Below are 21,294 nucleotides of genomic sequence, written 5' to 3' on the forward strand. Positions count from 1 at the left end.
CGGGCGCGCGGAGGCGACGCCCGGGTGAACAGCCTATTCGATCGGCCGGGGCGGCCGGTGGGCGTTCGCGTCGGGCGCAGCGGCGTCCGCCGTGGGGATGGCGTCGGGCAGGTGGTCGATGTCGGGGACCTCGCCGCCCAGCACGGCGATGAGCGCACGGGCCTTGACCCGGGTCTCCTCGACCTCCTCGTCGGGATCGGACAGCGCGGTGATGCCGCCCCCGGTGCCGATGGACGCCCCCGACGGGGTGAGCAGGATGGATCGGATCACCATGGCGAGGTCCGCCGTCCCATCCGCCCCGAGGCAGCCGAACGCCCCCGAGTAGACGCCACGCGGCCCCTGCTCCAGACCGTGCAGGATCGTCATCGCCGAGAGCTTCGGCGCACCGGTCATCGATCCGGCTGGGAACGCCGACCGCACGGCGTCGAGCGCGGTGAGCGGATGGCGCAGTCGCGCGGTGACCGTCGAGACGAGCTGGTGCACGTGTGGGTACTCCTCCACCTCGAGCAGGCTCGGCACCTGGACGCTTCCGACCTCGGCGATGCGGCCGAGGTCGTTGCGCATGAGGTCGACGATCATCAGGTTCTCGGCGCGCTCCTTCTCGCTCGCGCTGAGCTCGGCTCGCAGGGCGAGGTCGGTCGCCGGGTCGCCGGATCGCGGTCGCGTCCCCTTCATCGGCTTGGTCGCGATGGTGCCGTCGCGCTCGACGAGCAGGAACTGCTCGGGCGAGGCGCTGAGCAGGGCGACGTCATCGAACCGGACGAACCCGCCGTGGTGGCTCGGGCTCGATCGCCGCAAGCGCAGGTACGCCGCCACCGGGTCGGGCGAGGCGTCGACGTCGACGCGGTTGGTGAGGCAGAGCTGGTATGCGTCGCCGCGCACGATGGCGGCCTGGCACTCGCCGATCATGCGCCGGTACGCGTCGGCGTCGTGGCGCCATCGGGTGTCCGCCGGCGTCGCGACGTATGTCGCCGGCTCGCCCTCCGGCTCGGATGACGCGGGGGCGGCCCCATCCCCTTCGGTCGCGGCGATGGCAGAGGCGGTCGCGCGCACCCAGTCGCGGACGGCCCCCGCGTCCCCTGCGTCGTCCTCGATCCACTCGAGCCGCACGGTGTGCGCGCCATGCTCGAACACGACCACGCGGTCGGCGAGGAAGAACGCGACGGCGGGTGCCTCCGAGTCGGACGCCGGCACGCCGAGCGTGCGGGCGCCGAACTCGTATCCGAACCAGCCGTGCCAGCCGACCGCGGCACGACCCCCGGGATCGAGCTCGTCGCCGAGCTCGACCGGGCCGAGCTCGGAGCCCAGTGCAGCGTACACGTCGTCGGGGTGGTCGTTGCTCGACGCGACCACGACGGGTGCACCGTCGACCGCCACGGCGATGACGCTCCGACCGTCGCGGGCGTCGCGCCCGCCGTCGAGCCAGGCCACGCGGCGGGCGTCGTCCGCGAGGTCGAGGAAGACGAGTTCGGGGTCGCGCCACTCCGGCAGCGTGAGGCTCCGGACGCGTCGCGGCATCCCCTCAGGATACGGGCGGTGCGAGCGGCTGCAGCCGCAGCCGGCGGTCGACCAGCCCGTCCGGCGCGCCGGTGTGGGAGATGACGATCACGGACCGATCGCGACCCGCCGCCGCCAGGAGGTCGCGGAGCAGGGCGTCCGCCCGCTCGGCGTCGACGCTCGACGTGGGCTCGTCGAGCACGAGGACCGGGAAGTCGGCGAGCATCGCGCGGGCGAGGGCGATCCGCTGTGCCTGTCCGCCCGAGACGAGATCGCCGCGCTCGCCGACGGGGGCGTCGAGTCCGCCACGCTCCTCCACCCACTCCCGGAGCCCGACGCGGCCGAGCACGTCGAGCAACTCCTCGTCGGTGGCGGTGTCGCGAGCGAACAGGAGGTTCTGGCGCACGTCCTCATCGAACAGCCAGGGGCGTTGCTCCACGAGCCCGATCCTGCGACGGATCTCGCGGGGGTCCTGATCGCGCGCCTCGCGCCCGCCGATCAGGTACGAGCCCCCGTACTCGAGGAATCGGACGAGCACGTGCGCGAGCGTGGTCTTGCCCGATCCCGACGGGCCCTCCACGAGCAGTCGTTCTCCGGGCGCCAGGTCCAAGTCGACCGCCTCGAGCGCGACGGGGGTGGGGCCGGCACCCGCGACGGATGGCCAGCTCGCGCGGATTCCGCGCAGCTGGATCGCCGGCACGCGATCGCCGGCGTCGCCGCGGCCGGATGGCACCCTTGCACCACCGGACGGCGCGGGGACCTGCGGCGGCACCCGCTCGGGCACCGCGTCCGCCACCCGTCGCGCGCTCGCGCGCACGACCCGGAGCGACCCGATCGCCACCGGCAGGGCCGCAGCGACCTCGGCGATCGCGAGCGGGACGAGGCACACCACCGCGAAGGTGGGTCCGTCGATCCGGCCGCCCTCGAGCAGGGGCTGCACTGCGCCGAGGCTCGCCGCAGCGGCGAACGCACCCACTGCGCTCATGGCGCCCGCGGCGAGTCCCACCGCCGACGCGCGGGCACGCGTCGCGCGCTCGAGCCGGGCTCCGAGTCGGCGGATCCGCGCGCGGCCGTCCGCTGCGGCGTCGAACGCGACGAGCACATCGAGCGACTGCACGTGCTCGACGATGGCGGCCTGCAGGTCGCCGCGCAGGGGTGCGAGCCGTGCGTCGGCGCGCGCTGCGAGCACCGCCTGCGCGAGCGCCGCCGCAGCGGTGCCGACCACGAGGCAGGCACCCACCGCGAGCGCCGACGCCGGAGCGAGCCACGCCAGCCCGGCGATCGCCGCGACCAGCACGACCGTCGCACTCGCGATCGGCTGCACGATCCGCAGCGAGACGTCCTGGAGATCGTCGACGTCGCCGACGAACCGCGCGAGCAGGTCGCCGCGCCGGGAGGCCGCGAGACCGTCGGGGGCGAGCGGCAGCATCCGCTCGAACACGCCCGCCCGGATGCGCGAGAGCTGGCGGAAGGCGGCGTCGTGGCCGGCGAGCCGCTCGAGGTACCGGAACACCGCGCGCCCGAGCGCGAACGCGCGCACCCCGACGACCGCGACCTGGAGGTAGAGCACGGGCGGCTGCTCCGCCGCGCGGGCGATGAGCCACGCGCTCGCGCCGAGCAGTGCAACGCTCGAGAGCCCCGCGAGCACGCCGAGCAGGACCGCCGGAAGCAGCGTGCGCGGGGGCGGTACGGCCTCTCGGAGCACGGATCGCGAGCGGTCAGACACGTGCGCCCTCCCTGATCTCCACGACGCGGTCGGCGGCCCGGGCGAGTCCCTCGCGGTGCGTGGTGACGAGCACGGCTCGGCCCCCCCGCGCGCGAATTCCCGGAGTGCTCGCGCGAGCGCCGCCTCGCGTTCGGCGTCGAGCGCGGACGTGGGCTCGTCGAGCAGCACCACGTCGGCGCCCGTCGCGAGGGAGCGGTGCAAAGCCCGGGCGATCGCGACCCGCTGCGCCTGGCCACCGGAGAGCCCCGCTCCGCCCGGGCCGAGCCGCAGGTCTGCGGGCACGTCCAGGCCCGCCAGGGCCAGGGCTCGGTCCAGCAGCGCAGGCGCCGCGTCGGGACATCCGAGCCGGATGTTGTCGGCCACCGTGCCCTCGAGCAGCTGGGGCGACTGACCGGACCATGCGACGGCTCTCCGGGTCACCTCGCCGGCCGGCTCGCCATCGACGCGAAGGTCGCCCTCCGAATCGGCGAACCCGAGCACCGCCTCGAGGATCGAGCTCTTGCCAGACCCGCTCGGGCCAACGAGCGCGACCAGCTCACCCGGCGCGACATCGAGATCCAGGCCGGCGACGACCACGATGCCGTCGCGGAGCACGCGCACGTCCCGAGCGCGCACGCCCGCGACATCGGGCCCCTTCGACATCGTCGATCGCTCGGTTGGCACGCCCGCCGCGTCGCCCTCATCCCCGCCGTCGTCGAGTACGTCGAGTGCCTCGCGCGACGCCTCGAGGCCCGCGGTCGACGCGTGGAACGCCGCACCCACGTTGCGGATGGGCAGGAACACCTCGGGCGCGAGGATGAGCACGAACAGCCCCGGCGCGAACGACATGTCGCCCGCGACGAGGCGGAGCCCGATCGAGACCGCGACGAGCGCGACAGAGAGGCTCGCGGCCAGCTCGAGCGTGAAGCCGGACAGGAAGGTGACGCGCAGCACCTTCATCGTGGTCGAGCGGTACTCGTCGGTGACCGCTCGGATGCGCGCGGCCTGTCGCTCCGCACGCCCGAAGACCATGAGCGTGGAGAGCCCGCCGACCACCTCGAGGAAGCCGCGCGAGAGCGACTGCAGGCGCTGCCACTGTCGGCGCTGGACCACCTCCGTGGCCATGCCGATGAGCGCCATGAACACCGGGATGAGCGGCAGCACGAGGATGACGATCAGTCCCGAGAGCCAGTCGGCCGCCCACGCCGCGGCCACCAGCACGGGCGTGGCGACGGCCGTGAGCAGGAGCTGCGGCAGGTACCGCCCGAAGTACTCGTCGAGCGCGTCGAGCCCCGAGCCCAGCAGCGTCGCCGCGCGCGCGGTCGTGACCGACCGGGCGCCGCGGCGGCGCTCGAGACTGACCAGCAGTTCGTCGCGCAACTCGGACTTGACCCGCATCGCGCCGGCGGAACCGAGCCACTCCCAGGACCAGCCCGCGAGACCGCGAACGGTCGCCGCGACGAGCAGGACGGCGACGAGCGCCTGGGCTCCGCCGGGAACCGCAGCGAGCGCGGCGCCGCCCTCGATGAACCCGACGACGAGCGTCGCGAGCGCCCAGGCGAAGGCGACGATCGCGCCCGCTTGGAGCAGCGCGAGCACCGCGCCGGCCGCGAGGAAGCCCCGCGCGGCACGCGACCGGCGGAGCAGCCTCGGATCGAGGGGACGCACGTCAGTGCACGGCGGCCGCGTCGATGGTCTGCCGCGTGACGCGCTTGCGGAAGACCCAGTACGTCCACCCCTGGTAGGCGAGGATGAGCGGCAGGAAGATCAGCGCCGTCCAGCTCATGACCGTCAGGGTATAGGGCGTGCTCGACGCGTTGGCGATCGTGAGGCTGTTGGCCGGGTCGTTCGACGCGGGCATCACATCGGGGAACAGCGCGGCGAACAGCGCGAAGACGGCCGCGCCGATGGTCACGGCCATGAGGGCGAACGCCGTGCGCTCCGCACCGCGCCCGTTGGCGAGCCATCCGCCGATGAGCGCGAGGGCGGCGACCGCGGCGAGCCCCCAGAACCACGTGGTGCCGTGCGCGAACCCGGTCCAGACGAGGAACGTGGCCGCCACGACGATCGTCAGCACGCCGGACCGTGCGGCCAGGCGCCGGGCGCGCTCGCGGATCTCGCCGTCGGTCTTCAACGCGGCGAACACGACGCCGTGCGTGAAGAACAGCAGCAGCGTCGTGAGTCCGCCGAGCAGCGCGTACGGGTTGAGCAGGTCGAAAAGCGTGCCGATGTAGTTGTGGTCGGCGTCCAACGGCACGCCCTGGACGATGTTCGCGAACGCGACGCCCCAGAGCAGCGCGGGGACCGCCGAGCCGACGATGATCATCCAGTCGAAGCGCCGCTTCCACTCGGCCTCGGGCCGCTGGTGGCGGTACTCGAACGAGACGCCGCGCGCGATGAGCGCCACGAGGATGAGCAGCAACGCGAGGTAGAACCCGGAGAAGAGCGTGGCGTACCACTCCGGGAACGCGGCGAACAGTGAGGCGCCGGCCACGATGACCCACGTCTCGTTCAGGTCCCAGACCGGGCCGATGGTGTTGATGAGCACGCGGCGGTCGGTGTCGTCCTTCCCGAGGAAGGGCAGCGACATCCCGACGCCGAAGTCGAACCCGTCGAGCACGAAGTAGCCGACGAAGAGGAAGGCGACGATCCAGAACCAGAGCACTGCGAGATCCATGTCGTTCTCCTCCTAGTAGACCGTTGCCGCGTGTTCGACCTCACCCGTCACCGGGTCGGGCGGCGCGACCTCGGGCGGGCCCTTCCGGATGGCGCGGAGGATCAGCTTGACCTCGACGACCGCGAGCGCACCGTAGACGAGCGTGAACACCACGAGCGAGATGAGCACCTCGAGCCCCGTCACGTTCGGCGACACCGCGGACTCGGTGGGCAGGAGGCTGAAGACGATCCAGGGCTGGCGTCCCATCTCGGTGAAGATCCAGCCGACGATCATCGCGGCGAGCGACAGCGGGAAGCTCCAGACGGCGATCCTCCAGATCCACCGCTGCGTCGGCATCCGGCCCTTGCGGGTCAGCCAGAGGCCGACGACGGCGACGAGGACGTGCAGGACGCCGAGGCCGATCATCCACCGGAACGCCCAGTACGTCACCCAGATGATGGGCGCGTAGTCGCCGGGGCCGTACAGCTCGGCGTACTGCGCCTGCAGGTCGTTGATGCCCTCGACGCAGCCGTCGAACGAGTGCGTCGACAGCAGCGAGAGCAGGTACGGCACGCGGATGGAGAACAGCTCGCTGCTGCCGTCGGGGGTGCCGAGCGTGAACAGCGAGAACGAGGCATCCGCCCCGCAGACCGTGTCGTAGGTCGCCTCGGCCGCGGCCATCTTCATGGGCTGCGTCGCCACCATGGCGAGACTGAGCTGGTCGCCGAAGAACGTCGTGAGCCCGCCCGACACGACCATCGCCCAGAGACCGAACTTGAGCGCGGGCCGCATGGTGTCGACGTGCTGGTTGCGCGCGAGGTGCCATGCGGCCGCGCTGATGACGAGGCCCGAGCTGACCATGAACGACGCGGCGATGGTGTGCGGGAATGCCGCCAGGGCGACGGGGTTGGCGAGCAGCGCCCAGATGTCGACGAGCTCGGCGCGCCCGCGCTCGGCGTTCATCTCGTACCCCACGGGGTTCTGCATGAAGGCGTTGGCGGCGATGATGAAGTACGCCGAGAGGATGGTGCCGATCGCCGTCGCCCAGATCGTGGCGAGGTGCACCTTCTGGGGCAGGCGGTTCCACCCGAAGATCCAGAGTCCGATGAAGGTGGCCTCGAGGAAGAACGCGAGCAGGCCCTCGAGGGCCAGCGGAGCGCCGAACACGTCGCCGACGAACCGGGAGTACTCCGACCAGTTCATGCCGAACTGGAACTCCTGCACGATCCCCGTGACCACGCCCATCGCGAAGTTGATGAGGAAGATGGTGCCGAAGAACCGCGTGATGCGGAGGTACTCCACCTTGCCGGTCCGCACCCACGCGGTCTGGAAGATCGCCGCGGTGCTCGCGAGGCCGATCGTGATGGGCACGAACAGGAAGTGGTAGACGGTCGTCAAGCCGAACTGCCACCGCGCGAGCAGGAGCGGGTCGAGGAGGTCGTTCACTGGAGGTCCCCTTCCGTGGGAGTGAACTGCGACGCGAATCTTCTACACAGCGTAGAGCACATTTCTACGTCATGTAGAAACATTGCGGTGCGCGGGTTATCCTCGTCGTATGGCAGGACTCGGCGAGCTCGAGCGCTCCGTCATGGAGCAGCTCTGGATGAGCGACACCCCGCTCACCGCGAACGAGGTGCGCGACCGCCTCGCCGAGCCGGCGGCCTCCTCGCACGGGCCGGCGACGACGACCGTGCTCACGGTGCTCTCCCGGCTGGAGCGCAAGGGATTCGTCGCCCGATCTCGCGACATCCGGCCGCACCGCTACCACGCGCTGCTCAGTCGTGCCGAGCACACCGCCGAGCTGATGCACGAGGTGCTGTCCTCCTCCTCCGACCGTGACGCCGCGCTCGCGCGGTTCGTCGGCACGGTCTCCGCGGGCGAGGCGAACACGCTGCGGCGCCTGCTCGACGAACTCGTCCGCCACTGACGTGATCGCCGCCGCGGTCGCACTCGGCGCGCTCGCGCTCGCCCTTGCCTGGCCGGTTCCGGTCGTGCTCTCCCGAGCGGCCTGGCCGAGTCGCTCCCCCGCGGCCGCGCTCGCCCTCTGGCAGGGCATCGCGCTCGGCGGCGGCCTCGCCATGATCGGATCGCTCCTCGCATTCGGTGCCGCTCCCGCGGGTTCGCTCGTCGACGCCGCACGCCAGCTGCTTCCCGTGTTCACCGCCGGGCCGATCCCGGCCGGATTCGGCGTCGTGCAGCTCGCCGCGCTCACGCTCGCCGTCGGGCTGGCGGTGCACCTGGCGCTCAACCTCGTCACGACCGCCGTCCGCGCTGAACGGGCCCGCCGGCGCCTGCACAGCATGGTCGACCTGCTCGCCGACCCCGCCGCCGACGGTTCGGGTGCGCGCGTGCTGTCCCACCCGATCCCGCTCGCCTACTGCGTGCCGGGCCTGCGCACCGTCACCGTCGTGACCGAGGGCCTCGTCGACCTCCTCGACGCCGACGAGCTGCGCGCGGTGCTCGCGCACGAACGCGCGCACCTCGACCAGTTCCACCACCTCGTGCTCCTGGCGTTCCGTGCGTGGCACGAGGCGCTGCCGTGGTTCCCCATCGCCAACCGCGCCGAACGCGCGGTGTCGCTGCTGACCGAGATGCTCGCCGACGACGGCGCCCGCCGCCAGGTCGGGGCCGAACCGCTCGGCGCGGCGCTCGCGCGACTCGGCGCCACCGGCGAGCCCGGGCCGTACGCGGAGTCCGGGGGCGTGAACCCCGACGCCGCGATGCTCGCGCAGCGGCTCGAGCGGCTCGGCGGGTCGCGGCATCCGCTCGATGGTCGCGCGCGCGTCGCCTGCTGGGCCGCCACGGCCGGCCTGGTCGTCGTGCCCGTCGGCATCCTCGCGGCGATCGCGACCTGAGCCGAGGCGACCTCGGCGGCAGTCCGGTTGCCCAGCCCGTAGGCTCGGAAGGGTGAACGAGCTGCTCGACGGGATCCTCGGTCTCGTCGCGAGCGTCGACCCGGTGCTGCGGACGCTGCTGGCCGGGCTCGGCATCATGCTCGAGACGTCGGTGCTCGTCGGCCTCGTGGTGCCGGGCGACACCATCGTGATCGTCGCCGCCACCGCGGTCGACGGGCCGGCCGAGTACTTCGGGCTCGCGATCGCCGTGATCGTCGGCGCCCTCATCGGCGAGAGCATCGGATTCGCGCTGGGGCGCTGGTTCGGCCCGCACATCCAGCATTCCCGACTCGGACGTCGCATCGGCGAGCACAACTGGCACCGGGCGCAGCGCTACCTCGCGCGCCGGGGCGGGCCGGCGGTGTTCATCTCGCGGTTCCTGCCCGTGCTGCATTCGCTGGTGCCGCTGACCGTGGGCATGAGCGACATGTCGTACCGGCGCTTCCTGGCCTGGACGGTGCCCGCCTGCGTGATCTGGTCGTTCTCGTACGTGAGCGTCGGATCGGCCGCCGCGGGCGGGTATCGGCAGCTCAGCGACGACCTGCATGGCGCCGGCTACCTCTTCGTCGGCGCGATCGTGCTGTTCCTCGTGGTCGTGTGGGCCGGCAAGAAGGTGCTGCTGCGACTCGAGGGCCGGCACATGGCGCCGACACCGACGCCGGATGACTCGCAGCACTCGCACCCCGCCGAGTCGACCGCGCACGAGACGCGCGAGGGGTCGGCCGCCGAGACGACCGACCCCTCGGAGCGCGAGGCCCCCGGCTAGAACAGCTGCTTGTCGGCGAGCCAGTCCTTCGCGATCTGCTCGGCGGACTCCTGATCGTTGAGGCTCAGCGAGTTGAGCTCGACGAGGTCGGCCGCGGTGAGCGCCTCGCTCACGGTGTTGAGGACGTCGGCCATCTCGTCGGTGACCTTGTCGCTCACGACGGGCACCACGTTCGACGCGAGGAAGAGCCCCTCGGGGTCCTCGAGCGTGACGAGGTCGTTGGTCTTGATGTTGGGGTCGGCGCTGTAGATGTTGACCATCTGCACCTGGTCGTCGACGAGCGCCTTCAGGGTCAGCGGACCGCCGCTGTCTTCGATGGGCGTGAACGCGACGTCGACGCCGTAGACCGACTTCAGACCGTCGGGGCCGTAGGGGCGCGTCGCCAGCTCGGAGTTGCCGCCGAGCGTGATCGGCGTGGTCACGTCCTTCAGGTCGGCGAGGCTCGTGACGTCGTTCTCCTCGGAGAACGTCCTGGTCACGTTGTACGAGTCCTGGTCGGTCGCGGGCGACTGGTCGAGCACGCGGAGCCCGTCGGGCAGCGCGCCCTCGAGCTCGGCGTACACGTCATCGCTCGTCCTCGCCTCGGTGTCTTCCACGTAGTACTGGAGCAGGTTGCCCGTGTACTCGGGAAACACGTCGATGGCGCCGCTCTCGATCTCGGGGATGTACACCTCGCGCTGGCCGATGCGGAACTGCCGGTCGACCGTGAAGCCGTTCTCCTCGAGCGCCTGCGCGTAGAGCTCGGCGATGATCTCGTTGGAGTAGTAGTCCTGCGAGCCGATGACGACGGTCTCCGAGGAGCCGTCGCCGCCATCGGATCCGCCGTCGAGCGGATCGCCCGACGCACACCCTGCCAGGGCCACTGTCGCCCCGACCGCGACCGCTGCCAGGGCAACGAGCCGGCCTTTTCCTGCTGTGGTCATTCCTGATTCCCTTCGGTGATGGGTCGCCCCATGATCGCCCGGGTCCGGGTCGGCTCCGGGCGAGGCTCTGCGGTGCGCGCGGCGCGGACGCCGGCGGGCACGACGAGGCGCTGGGTGATCGCGAAGCCGCCGTCGACGACGAGGGCCAGCACGATGACGAGGATCGAACCGCCCAGCATCTCGCCGTAGTCGCGGGTCTTCAGGCCCGCGAAGATGAAGCGGCCGAGGCCGAAGTCGGCTACGTACGCGGCGAGCGTCGCGGTCGCGATGATCTGCAGCGTGGCGGATCGGATGCCGCCGACGACGATCGGCATGCTGAGCGGCAGCTCGACCTTGCCGACGATCTGGTCTTCTCGCATTCCCACGGCCCGCGCCGCGTCGATCGTGCGCCGGTCGACCGACTCGAACCCCGCGTACGCGCCGGCCAGCAGGGGCGGGATCGCCAGGATCACGAGGGCGATGATCGGCGCCTGCAGTCCGATGCCGAGCCAGAGCCCGAAGAGCGTGAGCGCGCCGAGGGTCGGGAGTGCGCGCAGGCCGCCCGACACCATGACCGCGGGTTCGCGGCCACGGCCGGTGTGTCCGACGAGCCCGCCGAGCGGGAGTGCGATGGCCGCGGAGATCACGAGCACGACGGCCGAGATCCAGAGATGCTCGAACAGACGTTGCGGGATGCTGCCCGCGCCGCTCCAGTTCGCGGGATCGGTGAGCCAGGCCAGTGCGTCGACGAAGAGGTTCACGAGGCCTCCGTCGCGGCCGCGGCGACCGCGGGGGACGACGCCGGTCGTGACGCGCGGGCCCGGGTCCACGGCATGAGCGCGCGGCCCGCGAGGACCGCGAGCCAGTCGAGGAGGAGCGCGAGCGCGATCGTGGCCACGATGCCCGTGGCGATCTCGACCTGGATGCCGCGCTGGAAGCCGTCGGTGAACAGGCTGCCGAGGCTCTGCACCCCGATCACTGCGCCCACCGTTGCGAGGCTCACCGTGCTGACGATGACGACGCGGAGGCCCGACAGCAGCACGGGCCCGGCCAGAGGGAGCTCGACCCCCAGAAGCGGCGCACCCCGGAGTACCCCACCGCGGTGGCCGACTGCAGCACATCGCGCTCGACCGCATCGAAGGCGTCGGCGGCCGTGCGCACGATGACCGCGACGCCGTAGAGCGTGAGGGCGATCACGAGGTTGAGCGGTGACCGCAGGCTGAGCCCTGTGAACGCCGGCAGCGCGATGAACAGCGCGAGCGAGGGAACGGCGTACAGCAGCGCGCAGAGGGACAGCAGCACGCCGCGCGACCACCGGTACCGGTGGGCGAGCCATCCGATCGGGACCGACACCACGAAGCTCAGTATGATCGCGGGCACCGACAATGCCAGGTGCACGAGCGTGAGCTCGCCGACCAGGTCGAGGTTCGACCAGAGCCAGTTCACGAGGCCAGGACCCCGGCCGGCCGCCCGTCGCCGTCGACCACGATGCGCCGGCCGTCCACCTCGGTGACATGGAGCGCGCGCTTGCCGCGTTCGGCGCCCACGAAGTCGGCGACGAACTCGTCGGCCGGGCGCGCGAGGATCTCGGCCGGGGATGCCGCCTGGGAGATCTTGCCGCCCTGCTGCATGATCACCACCTGGTCGCCCAGCAGGAACGCCTCGTCGATGTCGTGGGTGACGAACACGACGGTCTTGCCGAGCTCGCCCTGGAGCCGGAGCAGCTCCTGCTGCAGCTCGGCGCGCACGATGGGGTCGACCGCGCCGAACGGCTCGTCCATGAGCAGGATGTTCGGGTCGACTGCGAGGCCGCGCGCGACGCCGACGCGCTGCTGCTGGCCGCCTGACAACTGGCTCGGGTAGCGGTCGGCGAGCGACCGGTCGAGGCCGACCGTGTCGAGGAGCTCGAGCGCTCTGGCATGCGCTTCGCGTCGGCTCTTGCCGCGCAGCAGCGGGACCGTCGCGACGTTGTCGATCACCTTGCGGTGCGGCAGCAGCCCCGAGTTCTGCATGACGTAGCCGATGCCGCGGCGCAGTTTGACCGGGTCGCGGGTCGCGACATCCTCGCCATCGATCAGCACCTGCCCGGACGTCGGGTCGACCATGCGGTTGATCATCCGGAGCAGGGTCGTCTTGCCCGAGCCGGACGATCCGACGAACACCGTGGTCTTGTGCGGGGGGATGACGATGTCGACGTCGCGGACCGCGACCGTGCCATCGGGGAACTGCTTGGTGACGCCGCGGAACTCGATCATGCTGCCTCTTCCCGGTGCGTGCGCAGATCAGCGCACGCGGTCAAGCCAAACACCTCGCGGCCCGCGGAGGCAATCGCCTTTCGGTGGGTTGCGTTCCGACTCGTTCCGCGTCAGGCGGCGGAGGACGCGCGCTCGGCGAGGTGGTCGTCGAGGTACTCGCGCACCACGCGGCGCGCCTCCTCGAGGTAGCGCTCGTCGCCGTCGCCGTCGCGCTCGAACGCACGGTGGATGAGCGCACCGCCGATCTCGAGCGAGACGCCGAGCCGGAAGCGGACCTCGGCCTCGTCGTCGATGCCGAACTCGTGCTCCATCAGGCGTGCGACGCGGTGCGCGAGCTCGGGTTCGCCGTCGCGGTCGGACGTCTCGCGCGGAGCGGCGTGGACCACGCTGAAGCCGGGCTCGTCGCGGTAGAGATCGGCGCAGACGTCGAGGGCGAGCGCCACGACGTCCCACCACTCGGCGAGGTCGGCGCGTTCCATCGACTCGGCGAGGCGCTCGCGGTAGCGACGCACGCCGCGCTCGCGCAGGGCGTGCAGCACGGCGACGCGGTCGGGGAAGTAGCGGTAGACCGTGCCGATCGACGCACCGGCGCGCTCGGCCACCATCTGCGTCGTGAGTCGCTCGAATCCGAGCTCGTCGACGATCTCGGCGGCGGCGTCGAGCAGCGCGTCGAGCCGTTGGCTGCTGCGACGCTGCGTCGGCTCGGTGCGAATCGAACGCTTCCGTCCGTGATCGGTCCCGAGGATCAGGTCGATGTTTGGCACGGGACCTCCTCACTTGCCGCACCACTCTACCCGTGCTTTCGAGTGGTCCTCACCAAGGCGGCGGGGTTTCGCATCGCCGCGGGGGTGCATGACAGACTGAGTGGATGCCGGTGAGTTCCCCCATCCCGGCCGGTTCCCGGCAGCGGCCGGTCCGGCACGGTGCCGCACGCGTCGAGGACTGGTTCCACGACGTGCGCGAGCGCTGGGCCCGCCGCCGCGGGCACGTGCCGACCGTCGTGCCGTACACGGGCTACGGCTCGACCGAGTGGGTGCGCGTGTTCTGCCGTGTCCTCCTCTCCAAGCCGGTCCGCGCCGACGAGACGTCGAGCCGGCGCCGGCGGCGCCGCGAACAGGGCATCCGCGGATGGCGCAGCTTCACGAGCGTGCCGGTCGGCGACGTACCCGTGGTGATCGAGATCGGCGGCGAGCGCATCGAGGTGCTCGCCGACCGCGGCGGCGTCGTCGACACGAAGGTGCCCGCGAAGCTGCAGCCGGGCTGGAACCGCGTGGCCCTCCGCGTCGAGGGCTCCGACGAGGTCGAGGCACCCGTCTGGGTCGTCGGTCCCGAGGTCGACTTCGGCATCGTCTCCGACATCGACGACACCGTGATGGTCACCGCACTCCCCCGGCCGCTCGTCGCGTTCTGGAACACGTTCGTGCTCGACGAGCACGCTCGCAGCCCTACGCCGGGCATGGCGGTCCTCTACGAGCGGCTCGTCCGCGCCCACCCCGGCTCGCCCGTCATCTACCTGTCCACGGGTGCATGGAACGTCGCCCCGACCCTCACGCGCTTCCTCTCGCGCAACCTCTACCCCGCCGGGCCGATCCTGCTCACCGACTGGGGTCCGACGCACGACCGGTGGTTCCGAAGCGGGCGCGCCCACAAGACCGAGAACCTGCACCGGCTGGCCGAGGAGTTCCCGCACATGCGCTGGCTGCTCGTCGGCGACGACGGGCAGCACGACGAGGAGCTCTACGCCGACTTCGCGCGCAAGCATCCCGACCAGGTCGCTGCGATCGCGATCCGCGAGCTGTCGGTCGGCGAGGCCGTGCTCGCGGGCGGGCGCACGAAGGCCGAGGAGCACAACGCCGGCGTGCCGTGGGTCTCGGCGAGCGACGGCGCGACCCTCGCCGACCGTCTCTCCGACGTCGACATGCTCTGACGTCGACCGCCGAGACGCAGGCGCGCGTCGTCAGGCGACGGATGACGCGACGCGACGCTCGCGCCGGATGCGCTCGAGCCCGCGGTTGACCTGCCGCGCCCAGAGCGGACCGCGGTAGACGAACGCGGTGTAGCCCTGCACGAGCGTGGCCCCCGCGTCGAGGCGTTCCTGGACGTGCTCGGCCGTCTCGACGCCGCCGACCGAGATCACGCACAGCGATGCCGGCACGTGGTCGCGGATCAGCCGGAGCACGGCGAGCGAGCGTGTCGCGAGCGGCGCGCCCGACAGCCCGCCGGCGCCGATCGCCTCGACGCCGACCGCGGGGGTGACGAGACCATCGCGCGAGATCGTCGTGTTCGTGGCGATGATGCCGTCGAGCCCGAGCCGGACCACGAGCTCGCAGATCCGGACGACCTCGTCGTCGGCGAGGTCGGGCGCGATCTTCACGAGGAGCGGCGTGCGCCCGGCAGCGCGCTGCACCGCTTCGAGCAGCGGGGCGAGCGCGTCGAGCTCCTGCAGGCCGCGCAGGCCCGGCGTGTTCGGCGAGCTGACGTTGACCACGAGGTAGTCCGCGTGCGGCGCGAGCACCTTCGCGCTCCGCACGTAGTCGTCGGTGGCCTGCTCGACGGGCGTCACCCGGCTCTTCCCGATGTTGACGCCGAGCACGGGCCGACGGGTGCGGCGAGCGAGGCGCGAGAGCCGGCCGGCCGCGGCATCCGCCCCGCCGTTGTTGAAGCCCATGCGGTTGACCAGGGCCCGATCAGCGACCAGCCGGAACAGGCGCGGCCGGTCGTTGCCGGGCTGCGCCTGCGCGGTGATCGTGCCCACCTCGACGTGACCGAAGCCGAGGTCGCCGAGGCCGACGACGCCGACCGCGTCCTTGTCGAAGCCCGCGGCGAGACCGAACGGCGACGGGAAGCGCAGGCCGAGCGCCTCGACCGCGAGTTCGGGCCCGGGCCCGGCCCAGCGTTGGACCAGCCGGCCCACGCCGAGGACCGGGAGGGTGCGGATGACGCGGAACGCGAGGTGATGCGCGCGCTCCGGGTCCATGCGGGCGAAGACCAGGGAGAAGAGGAGTCGATACATGCCGTCGATCAGGCTACCGGAGCGCGACGGGGCGCTACTCGACCGGTCGCGCGGGCAGCCGGCCGTGCTCCTCGCGCAGCGTCTCGATCGCGGACTCGAAGTCGTCGAGCGACTCGAACGCCTGGTACACGCTCGCGAACCGCAGGTACGCCACCTCGTCGAGGTCGCGCAGCGGCGGAAGGATGGCCAGCCCGATGTCGTTGGCCTCGATCTGCGACGCGCCCGTGGAGCGGATCGTCTCCTCGACCTTCTGCGCGAGCACCGCGAGGTCGGAGTCGGTCACCGGTCGGCCCTGGCAGGCCTTCTTGACGCCGGCGACCACCTTCTCGCGGCTGAACGGCTCGATGACCCCCGACCGCTTGATCACCGCGAGGCTCGCCGTCTCGGTCGTCGAGAATCGGCGGCCGCACTCGGGGCACTGCCGACGGCGACGGATGGAGAGCCCGTCGTCGCTCGTGCGGGAGTCGATGACGCGCGAATCGGGGTGGCGGCAGAACGGGCAGTACATGGTGCTCTCAGCGTACCGGCGGCCGGGACGTCAGTCGCCGAACCGCGCGATGACAGCCTCGCCGTGCGCCGGGAGGTCCTCTTCGGCCGACAGGGTCGCGATGACCGGAGCGACCGCGTGCAGCGCCGCCTCGTCGTACCGCACGACCTGCTGGGGCCGGAGGAAGGTCGCGGCGGAGAGTCCGGCGGCGTGTCGCGCCATCCCTCCGGTGGGCAGCACGTGGTTCGAACCCGCGGCGTAGTCGCCGAGGCTGACGGGCGAGTACGGCCCGATGAAGATGGCGCCGGCGTTCTCGATGCGCGCGAGCACGGCGTCGGGATCGCGGACCTGGATCTCGAGGTGCTCGGCGCCGAAGGCGTTCGCGAAGTCGACGGCCACGTCGAGGTCGTCGACGAGCACGATGGCCGACTGCGGGCCCTCGAGGGCGGCGCGCACGCGCGCGGAGTGCCGGGTCTCGGTCGAGCGGATCGTCACGCGCTCGAGCACGCGCTCGGCGAGGTCGAGCGAGTCGGTGACCAGCACGGCCGCCGCGAGCTCGTCGTGTTCGGCCTGGCTGACGAGGTCGGATGCCACGAAGTCGGCGTCGGCGGCCTCGTCGGCGATCACCAGGATGTCGGTCGGTCCCGCCTCGGCGTCGATGCCGGTGACGCCCTGCACGAGTCGCTTCGCGGCCGCGACGAAGACGTTGCCGGGACCGGTGACGCGCTGCACCGGCGCGAGCCCGATGTCGGGCACCCCGTACGCGAACGCGCCGATCGCGCCCGCGCCGCCCATGGCGTAGACCTCGTCGATGCCGAGCAGGGCCGCGACGCCCGCGATGGTGGGGTGGATGCGCCCGCCGTACGCCTCCTGGGGCGGGGAGGCGAGCGCGATCGAACGCACGCCGGCGACCTGCGCGGGCACGACGTTCATGACGACGCTCGACGGGTAGACGGCCTTGCCGCCGGGCACATAGAGGCCGACGCGCCCGACCGGCTGCCACCGCTGCTCCACCACCGCACCGTCCGCGAGGACGGTGCGCTCGGGAGCCGGGACCTGCGCGGCGCTCGCGGCGCGCACGCGCGCGATGGTCGACTCGATCGCACGGCGCACGTCGGGCCTGAGCGCATCGCGCGCCTCCGCGAGTTCGCTCGCGGGCACGCGGACCGCGCCGGGGTTGGCACGGTCGAACCGCTCGGCCTGTTCGAGCAGCGCGGCCTCGCCTCGCGCCCGCACGTCGTCGATGAGCGCACGAGCGGGCTCGAGCGCGGCCGCCACGTCGGTCGCCGCACGCGGCACGAGTGCCAGCAGCTCACTCTCGGAAGGACGTGAACCACGGAGGTCGATGGTGCGCAGCATGATGGCTCCAGCCTACCGAGGGGTTCGCGGCCGCCCGCGCGGTGCTCAGGTCAGGCAGTTGGGACCGAGCAGGCTCTTCAGCTCGCCGTAGAAGTCGGCGCTCACGGCGACGGGGTAGGGCAGCTCGAACACGCGAGCGGTTCGGCCCTTGGTGAGCTTGAGGCGCACCTCGGTGTCGCCCCGGTGCCGGATGAGCACGTCGCCGAGCGCCGTGATCGTGTCGGTCGTGGCGCGGACGTCGGGCAGCGAGATGACGACCGGGCCGTTCTCATCGCCCTGCCCGACCTCGGGCTCGAAGACGCTGTAGGCGTGGAGGTTCATGCCGTCGTCGCGAAGGCTCACCCGGCCCCGCACGACCACGATGGAGTCGCCCTTCAGCGCCGGGGCGAACTCCTGGTAGGCCTTGCCCATGAACATCACGGTGATCTCGCCCGAGAAGTCCTCGACCTGGATCATGCCGTACTGGTTGCCGCTCTGGCGGGCGACGCGGTGCTGGACGCTCGTGACGAGGCCCGCGATGGTGACGGTGTCGCCGTCCTGCGTGGCATCCGACGACATGAGGTCGGTGATCGTCGTCGACGCATGTTTCGCGAGGGTCGCCTCGAGGCCGGCGAGGGGGTGGTCGGAGACGTAGAGCCCGAGCATCTCGCGTTCGAACGCGAGCTTGTCGCGCTTGGCCCACTCGGGACGGTCGGGGACGGGCGACGGCGCGGCCTGCTTCTCGTGCTCCTCGAACAGGCTGTCGAAGTCGAAGCCGACGTCGCCGTTCTCCTCGGCGCGCTTCTCCTTGACGGCCGCCTCGACCGCGCCCTCGTGTATCTCGACGAGCGCACGGCGGGTGTGCCCCAGCGAGTCGAACGCCCCGGCCTTCACGAGCGACTCGACGGTGCGCTTGTTCGCCACCTGCGACGGCACCTTCTTGAGGAAGTCGTGGAACGACTCGAATCGGCCCTTCGCGTCGCGGGCCGCTCGGATCGCGTCGACCACGTTGAACCCGACGTTGCGCACCGCCCCGAGACCGAACCGGATGTCGTCGCCGACGGCGGCGAAGAACCCGATGGACTCGTTCACGTCGGGCGGCAGCACCTTGATGCCCATGCGGCGGCACTCGTTGAGGTACAGCGCGAGCTTGTCGCGCGCGTCGCCGACGCTCGTCAGCAGCGCGGCCATGTACTCGGCCGGGTAGTGCGCCTTGAGGTACGCCGTCCAGTAACTGAGCACGCCGTACGCGGCCGAGTGCGCCTTGTTGAACGCGTAGTCGGAGAAGGGCAGCAGGATGTCCCACAGCGTCTTCACCGCGGCGTCCGAGTAGCCATTGGCCTTCATGCCCCCGGAGAAGCCCTCGTACTGCTTGTCGAGCTCGGACTTCTTCTTCTTGCCCATCGCGCGGCGCAGGATGTCGGCCTGGCCGAGGCTGAAGCCGGCGACGCGCTGCGCGATCGCCATGACCTGCTCCTGGTAGATGATCAGGCCGTAGCTGGTGTCGAGGATGTCCTTCAGCGGTTCCTCGAGCTCGGGGTGGATGGGCGTGATCGGCTGCAGGCCGTTCTTGCGCAGCGCGTAGTTGATGTGCGAGTTCGCGCCCATGGGGCCGGGGCGGTACAGCGCGATGACGGCCGAGATGTCCTCGAAGTTGTCGGGCTTCATCTGGCGCAGGAGCGAGCGCATGGGCCCGCCGTCGAGCTGGAACACGCCGAGCGTGTCGCCGCGCGAGAGCAGCTCGTACGCCGCCGCGTCGTCGAGCGCCAGGTCTTCGAGCACGGGCCGGAAGCCGCGGTTCGCCTCGATGTTGTCGAGCGCGTCGTCGATGATGGTGAGGTTCCTGAGGCCCAGGAAGTCCATCTTGATCAGGCCGAGCGACTCGCACGCGGGGTAGTCGAACTGCGTGACGATCTGGCCGTCCTGTTCCCGCTTCATGATCGGGATGATGTCGACGAGCGGCTCGCTCGACATGATGACGCCGGCCGCGTGCACGCCCCACTGCCGCTTGAGGTTCTCGAGTCCGAGCGCCGTGTCGAACACCGTCTTCGCCTCGGCGTCGGTCTCGATGAGCGCACGGATGTCTCCGGCCTCCTTGAAGCGCGGATGGTCCTTGTCGAGGATGCCCGACAGGGGGATGTCCTTGCCCATGACCGCGGGCGGCATCGCCTTGGTGAGCTTCTCGCCCATGCCGAAGGGGAAGCCGAGCACGCGGCTGGAGTCCTTGAGCGCCTGCTTGGCCTTGATGGTGCCGTACGTCACGATCTGCGCGACGCGCTCGTCGCCGTACTTGTCGGTGACGTACTTGATGACCTCGCCGCGACGACGCTCGTCGAAGTCGACGTCGAAGTCGGGCATCGAGACGCGATCGGGGTTGAGGAAGCGCTCGAAGATCAGCCCGTGCTGCAGCGGGTCGAGATCGGTGATGCGCATGGCGTACGCCGCCATCGAGCCGGCGCCCGAACCGCGGCCGGGCCCGACGCGGATCCCGTTGCGCTTGGACCAGTTGATGAAGTCGGCGACCACGAGGAAGTAGCCGGGGAAGCCCATCTGGCTGATGACGTCGACCTCGTAGTCGGCCTGGCGGCGCACCTCGTCGGGGATGCCGTTCGGGTACCGGACGTGCAGCCCGCGCTCGACCTCCTTCACGAACCAGCTCTGCTCGGTCTCACCGTCGGGCACGGGGAAGCGCGGCATGTAGTTCGCGCTCGTGTTGAACTGCACGTCGCACCGTTCGGCGATGAGCAGCGTGTTGTCGCAGGCGTCGGGGTGGTCGCGGAACAGATGCCGCATCTCGTCGGCCGACTTGAGGTAGAACTCGTCGGCGTCGAACTTGAACCGGTTCGGGTCGTCGAGCGTCGAGCCGGACTGCACGCAGAGCAGGGCCGCGTGGCTCTTCGCGTCATGCGCGTGCGTGTAGTGGAGGTCGTTCGTGGCGACGAGCGGGAGGTCGAGCTGCTTCGCGAGTCGCAGCAGGTCGTCCATGATGCGCTTCTCGATGCCGAGTCCGTGGTCCATGATCTCGGCGAAGAAGTTCTCCTTGCCGAAGATGTCGCGGAACTCGGCCGCCGCCTGCACAGCCTCGTCGTACTGCCCGAGCCGGAGGCGCGTCTGCACCTCGCCCGACGGGCAGCCCGTGGTCGCGATGAGCCCCTTCGAGTACGTCTGCAGGAGCTCGCGGTCCATGCGCGGCTTGAAGTAGTACCCCTCGATCGACGCGAGGCTCGACAGCCGGAACAGGTTGTGCATGCCCTCGGTCGTCTCGGAGAGCAGGGTCATGTGCGTGTAGGCGCCCGATCCGGAGACGTCGTCGCCACCGCCGTTGCCCCATCGCACGCGCGTCTTGTCGCTGCGGTGCGTGCCGGGCGTCAGGTAGGCCTCGGTGCCGATGATCGGCTTCACGCCGGCATCCGTCGCCTGCTTCCAGAAGTCGTACGCGCCGAACACGTTGCCGTGGTCGGTCATGGCGACGGCCGGCATGCCCTCGGCCGCGGCTGCCTTCATCAGTTCGCCGACCCGGGCCGCGCCGTCGAGCATCGAGTACTCGGAATGCACGTGCAGGTGGACGAAGGAATCGGCGGCCACGGAACTCCTCATCGGATGGTGCTTCGGGGTGCTCACAGTGTATTCCGGGCCGCCGACTCGACCCCTGCCCGACGCGCGACTCCCCCAGCGGCGATGGATGTCTCGTTCCGCGTCGCAGGCATCGGGCCTGGCGGGAGGCCGCAGGAGGCGGCCTCGGGACTGCGGCGCGGAACGAGACATCCACCGCCGCGCCCCG

Annotated in this window: 18 protein-coding genes; 4 read left to right on the forward strand and 14 right to left on the reverse strand. The window is 71.2% G+C overall.

Translation table 11 applies throughout. From position 1 onward, the window contains the following. Window positions 1-33: 33 nt before the first annotated feature. The 4 genes from pabB to BLT99_RS06510 are packed head-to-tail and all read right to left on the reverse strand — an operon-like array spanning window position 34 to window position 7,304. Window positions 34-1,518, reverse strand: coding sequence for an aminodeoxychorismate synthase component I (gene pabB, locus BLT99_RS06495; RefSeq protein WP_092670302.1), 1,485 nt, complete (start codon window positions 1,516-1,518; stop codon window positions 34-36). 4 nt (window positions 1,519-1,522) lie between these two features. Beyond that, window positions 1,523-4,870, reverse strand: a complete 3,348-nt coding sequence (gene cydD, locus BLT99_RS18235) for a thiol reductant ABC exporter subunit CydD (protein WP_092670304.1) — start codon at window positions 4,868-4,870, stop codon at window positions 1,523-1,525. Window position 4,871: 1 nt separating this feature from the next. After that, complete coding sequence (cydB, locus tag BLT99_RS06505; RefSeq protein WP_092670306.1) at window positions 4,872-5,879, reverse strand: cytochrome d ubiquinol oxidase subunit II; 1,008 nt, start codon at window positions 5,877-5,879, stop codon at window positions 4,872-4,874. A gap of 12 nt (window positions 5,880-5,891) precedes the next feature. Further along, window positions 5,892-7,304, reverse strand: a complete 1,413-nt coding sequence (locus BLT99_RS06510) for a cytochrome ubiquinol oxidase subunit I (RefSeq protein WP_092670308.1) — start codon at window positions 7,302-7,304, stop codon at window positions 5,892-5,894. Window positions 7,305-7,413: 109 nt separating this feature from the next. Here BLT99_RS06510 and BLT99_RS06515 point away from each other — a divergent pair, with 109 nt between their 5' ends. The 3 genes from BLT99_RS06515 to BLT99_RS06525 are packed head-to-tail and all read left to right on the forward strand — an operon-like array spanning window position 7,414 to window position 9,518. Further along, window positions 7,414-7,785 carry a BlaI/MecI/CopY family transcriptional regulator gene (locus BLT99_RS06515; RefSeq protein WP_092670310.1) on the forward strand — a complete coding sequence of 124 codons (372 nt, stop codon included), beginning with the start codon at window positions 7,414-7,416 and terminating at the stop codon, window positions 7,783-7,785. 1 nt (window position 7,786) lies between these two features. Continuing rightward, window positions 7,787-8,713, forward strand: coding sequence for a M56 family metallopeptidase (locus BLT99_RS06520; protein WP_092670312.1), 927 nt, complete (start codon window positions 7,787-7,789; stop codon window positions 8,711-8,713). Between the two features lie 52 nt (window positions 8,714-8,765). Further along, window positions 8,766-9,518 (forward strand): DedA family protein, encoded by a 753-nt coding sequence (locus BLT99_RS06525; RefSeq protein ID WP_092670314.1) that lies wholly within the window; start codon window positions 8,766-8,768, stop codon window positions 9,516-9,518. On the opposite strand, the gene BLT99_RS06530 is transcribed toward BLT99_RS06525, so the two are convergent. The 6 genes from BLT99_RS06530 to BLT99_RS06550 form a co-directional block, all read right to left on the reverse strand. Further along, window positions 9,515-10,441: an ABC transporter substrate-binding protein gene (locus BLT99_RS06530; RefSeq protein ID WP_092670316.1), complete on the reverse strand. Its 927-nt coding sequence runs from the start codon at window positions 10,439-10,441 to the stop codon at window positions 9,515-9,517. The genes BLT99_RS06525 and BLT99_RS06530 overlap by 4 nt on opposite strands. Then, window positions 10,438-11,181 (reverse strand): ABC transporter permease, encoded by a 744-nt coding sequence (locus tag BLT99_RS06535; protein WP_092675739.1) that lies wholly within the window; start codon window positions 11,179-11,181, stop codon window positions 10,438-10,440. The genes BLT99_RS06530 and BLT99_RS06535 overlap by 4 nt, the downstream gene beginning before the upstream one ends. Further along, entirely contained in the window at window positions 11,178-11,423 is a 246-nt protein-coding gene (locus BLT99_RS18240; protein ID WP_331712596.1) for a hypothetical protein, read from the reverse strand. Before BLT99_RS18240 ends, BLT99_RS06535 begins: the two co-directional genes overlap by 4 nt. Next, entirely contained in the window at window positions 11,420-11,866 is a 447-nt protein-coding gene (locus BLT99_RS18245) for an ABC transporter permease (RefSeq protein ID WP_331712597.1), read from the reverse strand. Before BLT99_RS18245 ends, BLT99_RS18240 begins: the two co-directional genes overlap by 4 nt. Further along, window positions 11,863-12,675, reverse strand: coding sequence for an ABC transporter ATP-binding protein (locus tag BLT99_RS06545; protein WP_092670318.1), 813 nt, complete (start codon window positions 12,673-12,675; stop codon window positions 11,863-11,865). Before BLT99_RS06545 ends, BLT99_RS18245 begins: the two co-directional genes overlap by 4 nt. 110 nt (window positions 12,676-12,785) lie before the next feature. Beyond that, window positions 12,786-13,439 (reverse strand): TetR/AcrR family transcriptional regulator, encoded by a 654-nt coding sequence (locus tag BLT99_RS06550; protein WP_092670319.1) that lies wholly within the window; start codon window positions 13,437-13,439, stop codon window positions 12,786-12,788. A 104-nt stretch (window positions 13,440-13,543) separates the two neighbouring features. Between BLT99_RS06550 and BLT99_RS06555 the strand changes: the two genes are divergently transcribed. Then, window positions 13,544-14,602: an App1 family protein gene (locus BLT99_RS06555; protein ID WP_092670320.1), complete on the forward strand. Its 1,059-nt coding sequence runs from the start codon at window positions 13,544-13,546 to the stop codon at window positions 14,600-14,602. Between the two features lie 30 nt (window positions 14,603-14,632). Here the strand turns inward: BLT99_RS06555 and BLT99_RS06560 are convergent, their stop codons facing one another. The 4 genes from BLT99_RS06560 to dnaE are packed head-to-tail and all read right to left on the reverse strand — an operon-like array spanning window position 14,633 to window position 21,110. Next, window positions 14,633-15,688 (reverse strand): quinone-dependent dihydroorotate dehydrogenase, encoded by a 1,056-nt coding sequence (locus BLT99_RS06560; RefSeq protein ID WP_092670321.1) that lies wholly within the window; start codon window positions 15,686-15,688, stop codon window positions 14,633-14,635. A 34-nt stretch (window positions 15,689-15,722) separates the two neighbouring features. Further along, complete coding sequence (nrdR, locus tag BLT99_RS06565; RefSeq protein ID WP_092670322.1) at window positions 15,723-16,196, reverse strand: transcriptional regulator NrdR; 474 nt, start codon at window positions 16,194-16,196, stop codon at window positions 15,723-15,725. Window positions 16,197-16,226: 30 nt separating this feature from the next. Continuing rightward, a complete protein-coding gene (gene hisD, locus BLT99_RS06570) occupies window positions 16,227-17,534 on the reverse strand; it encodes a histidinol dehydrogenase (protein ID WP_092670323.1) in 1,308 nt (435 codons plus the stop codon). A 45-nt stretch (window positions 17,535-17,579) separates the two neighbouring features. After that, window positions 17,580-21,110, reverse strand: a complete 3,531-nt coding sequence (dnaE, locus tag BLT99_RS06575) for a DNA polymerase III subunit alpha (protein WP_092675742.1) — start codon at window positions 21,108-21,110, stop codon at window positions 17,580-17,582. Window positions 21,111-21,294 lie beyond the last annotated feature (184 nt).

Source organism: Agromyces flavus, assembly GCF_900104685.1.
GTDB classification, from domain to species: Bacteria; Actinomycetota; Actinomycetes; order Actinomycetales; family Microbacteriaceae; genus Agromyces; species Agromyces flavus.

Coding starts and splice junctions, on each gene's coding strand:
- pabB (WP_092670302.1), bottom strand. CDS start 1,518: ATGCCGCGACGCGTCCGGAGCCTCACGCTGCCGGAGTGGCGCGACCCC.
- cydB (WP_092670306.1), bottom strand. CDS start 5,879: ATGGATCTCGCAGTGCTCTGGTTCTGGATCGTCGCCTTCCTCTTCGTC.
- BLT99_RS06515 (WP_092670310.1), top strand. CDS start 7,414: ATGGCAGGACTCGGCGAGCTCGAGCGCTCCGTCATGGAGCAGCTCTGG.
- BLT99_RS06530 (WP_092670316.1), bottom strand. CDS start 10,441: ATGACCACAGCAGGAAAAGGCCGGCTCGTTGCCCTGGCAGCGGTCGCG.
- BLT99_RS06545 (WP_092670318.1), bottom strand. CDS start 12,675: ATGATCGAGTTCCGCGGCGTCACCAAGCAGTTCCCCGATGGCACGGTC.
- BLT99_RS06555 (WP_092670320.1), top strand. CDS start 13,544: ATGCCGGTGAGTTCCCCCATCCCGGCCGGTTCCCGGCAGCGGCCGGTC.
- BLT99_RS06560 (WP_092670321.1), bottom strand. CDS start 15,688: ATGTATCGACTCCTCTTCTCCCTGGTCTTCGCCCGCATGGACCCGGAG.
- nrdR (WP_092670322.1), bottom strand. CDS start 16,196: ATGTACTGCCCGTTCTGCCGCCACCCCGATTCGCGCGTCATCGACTCC.
- hisD (WP_092670323.1), bottom strand. CDS start 17,534: ATGCTGCGCACCATCGACCTCCGTGGTTCACGTCCTTCCGAGAGTGAG.
- dnaE (WP_092675742.1), bottom strand. CDS start 21,110: ATGAGGAGTTCCGTGGCCGCCGATTCCTTCGTCCACCTGCACGTGCAT.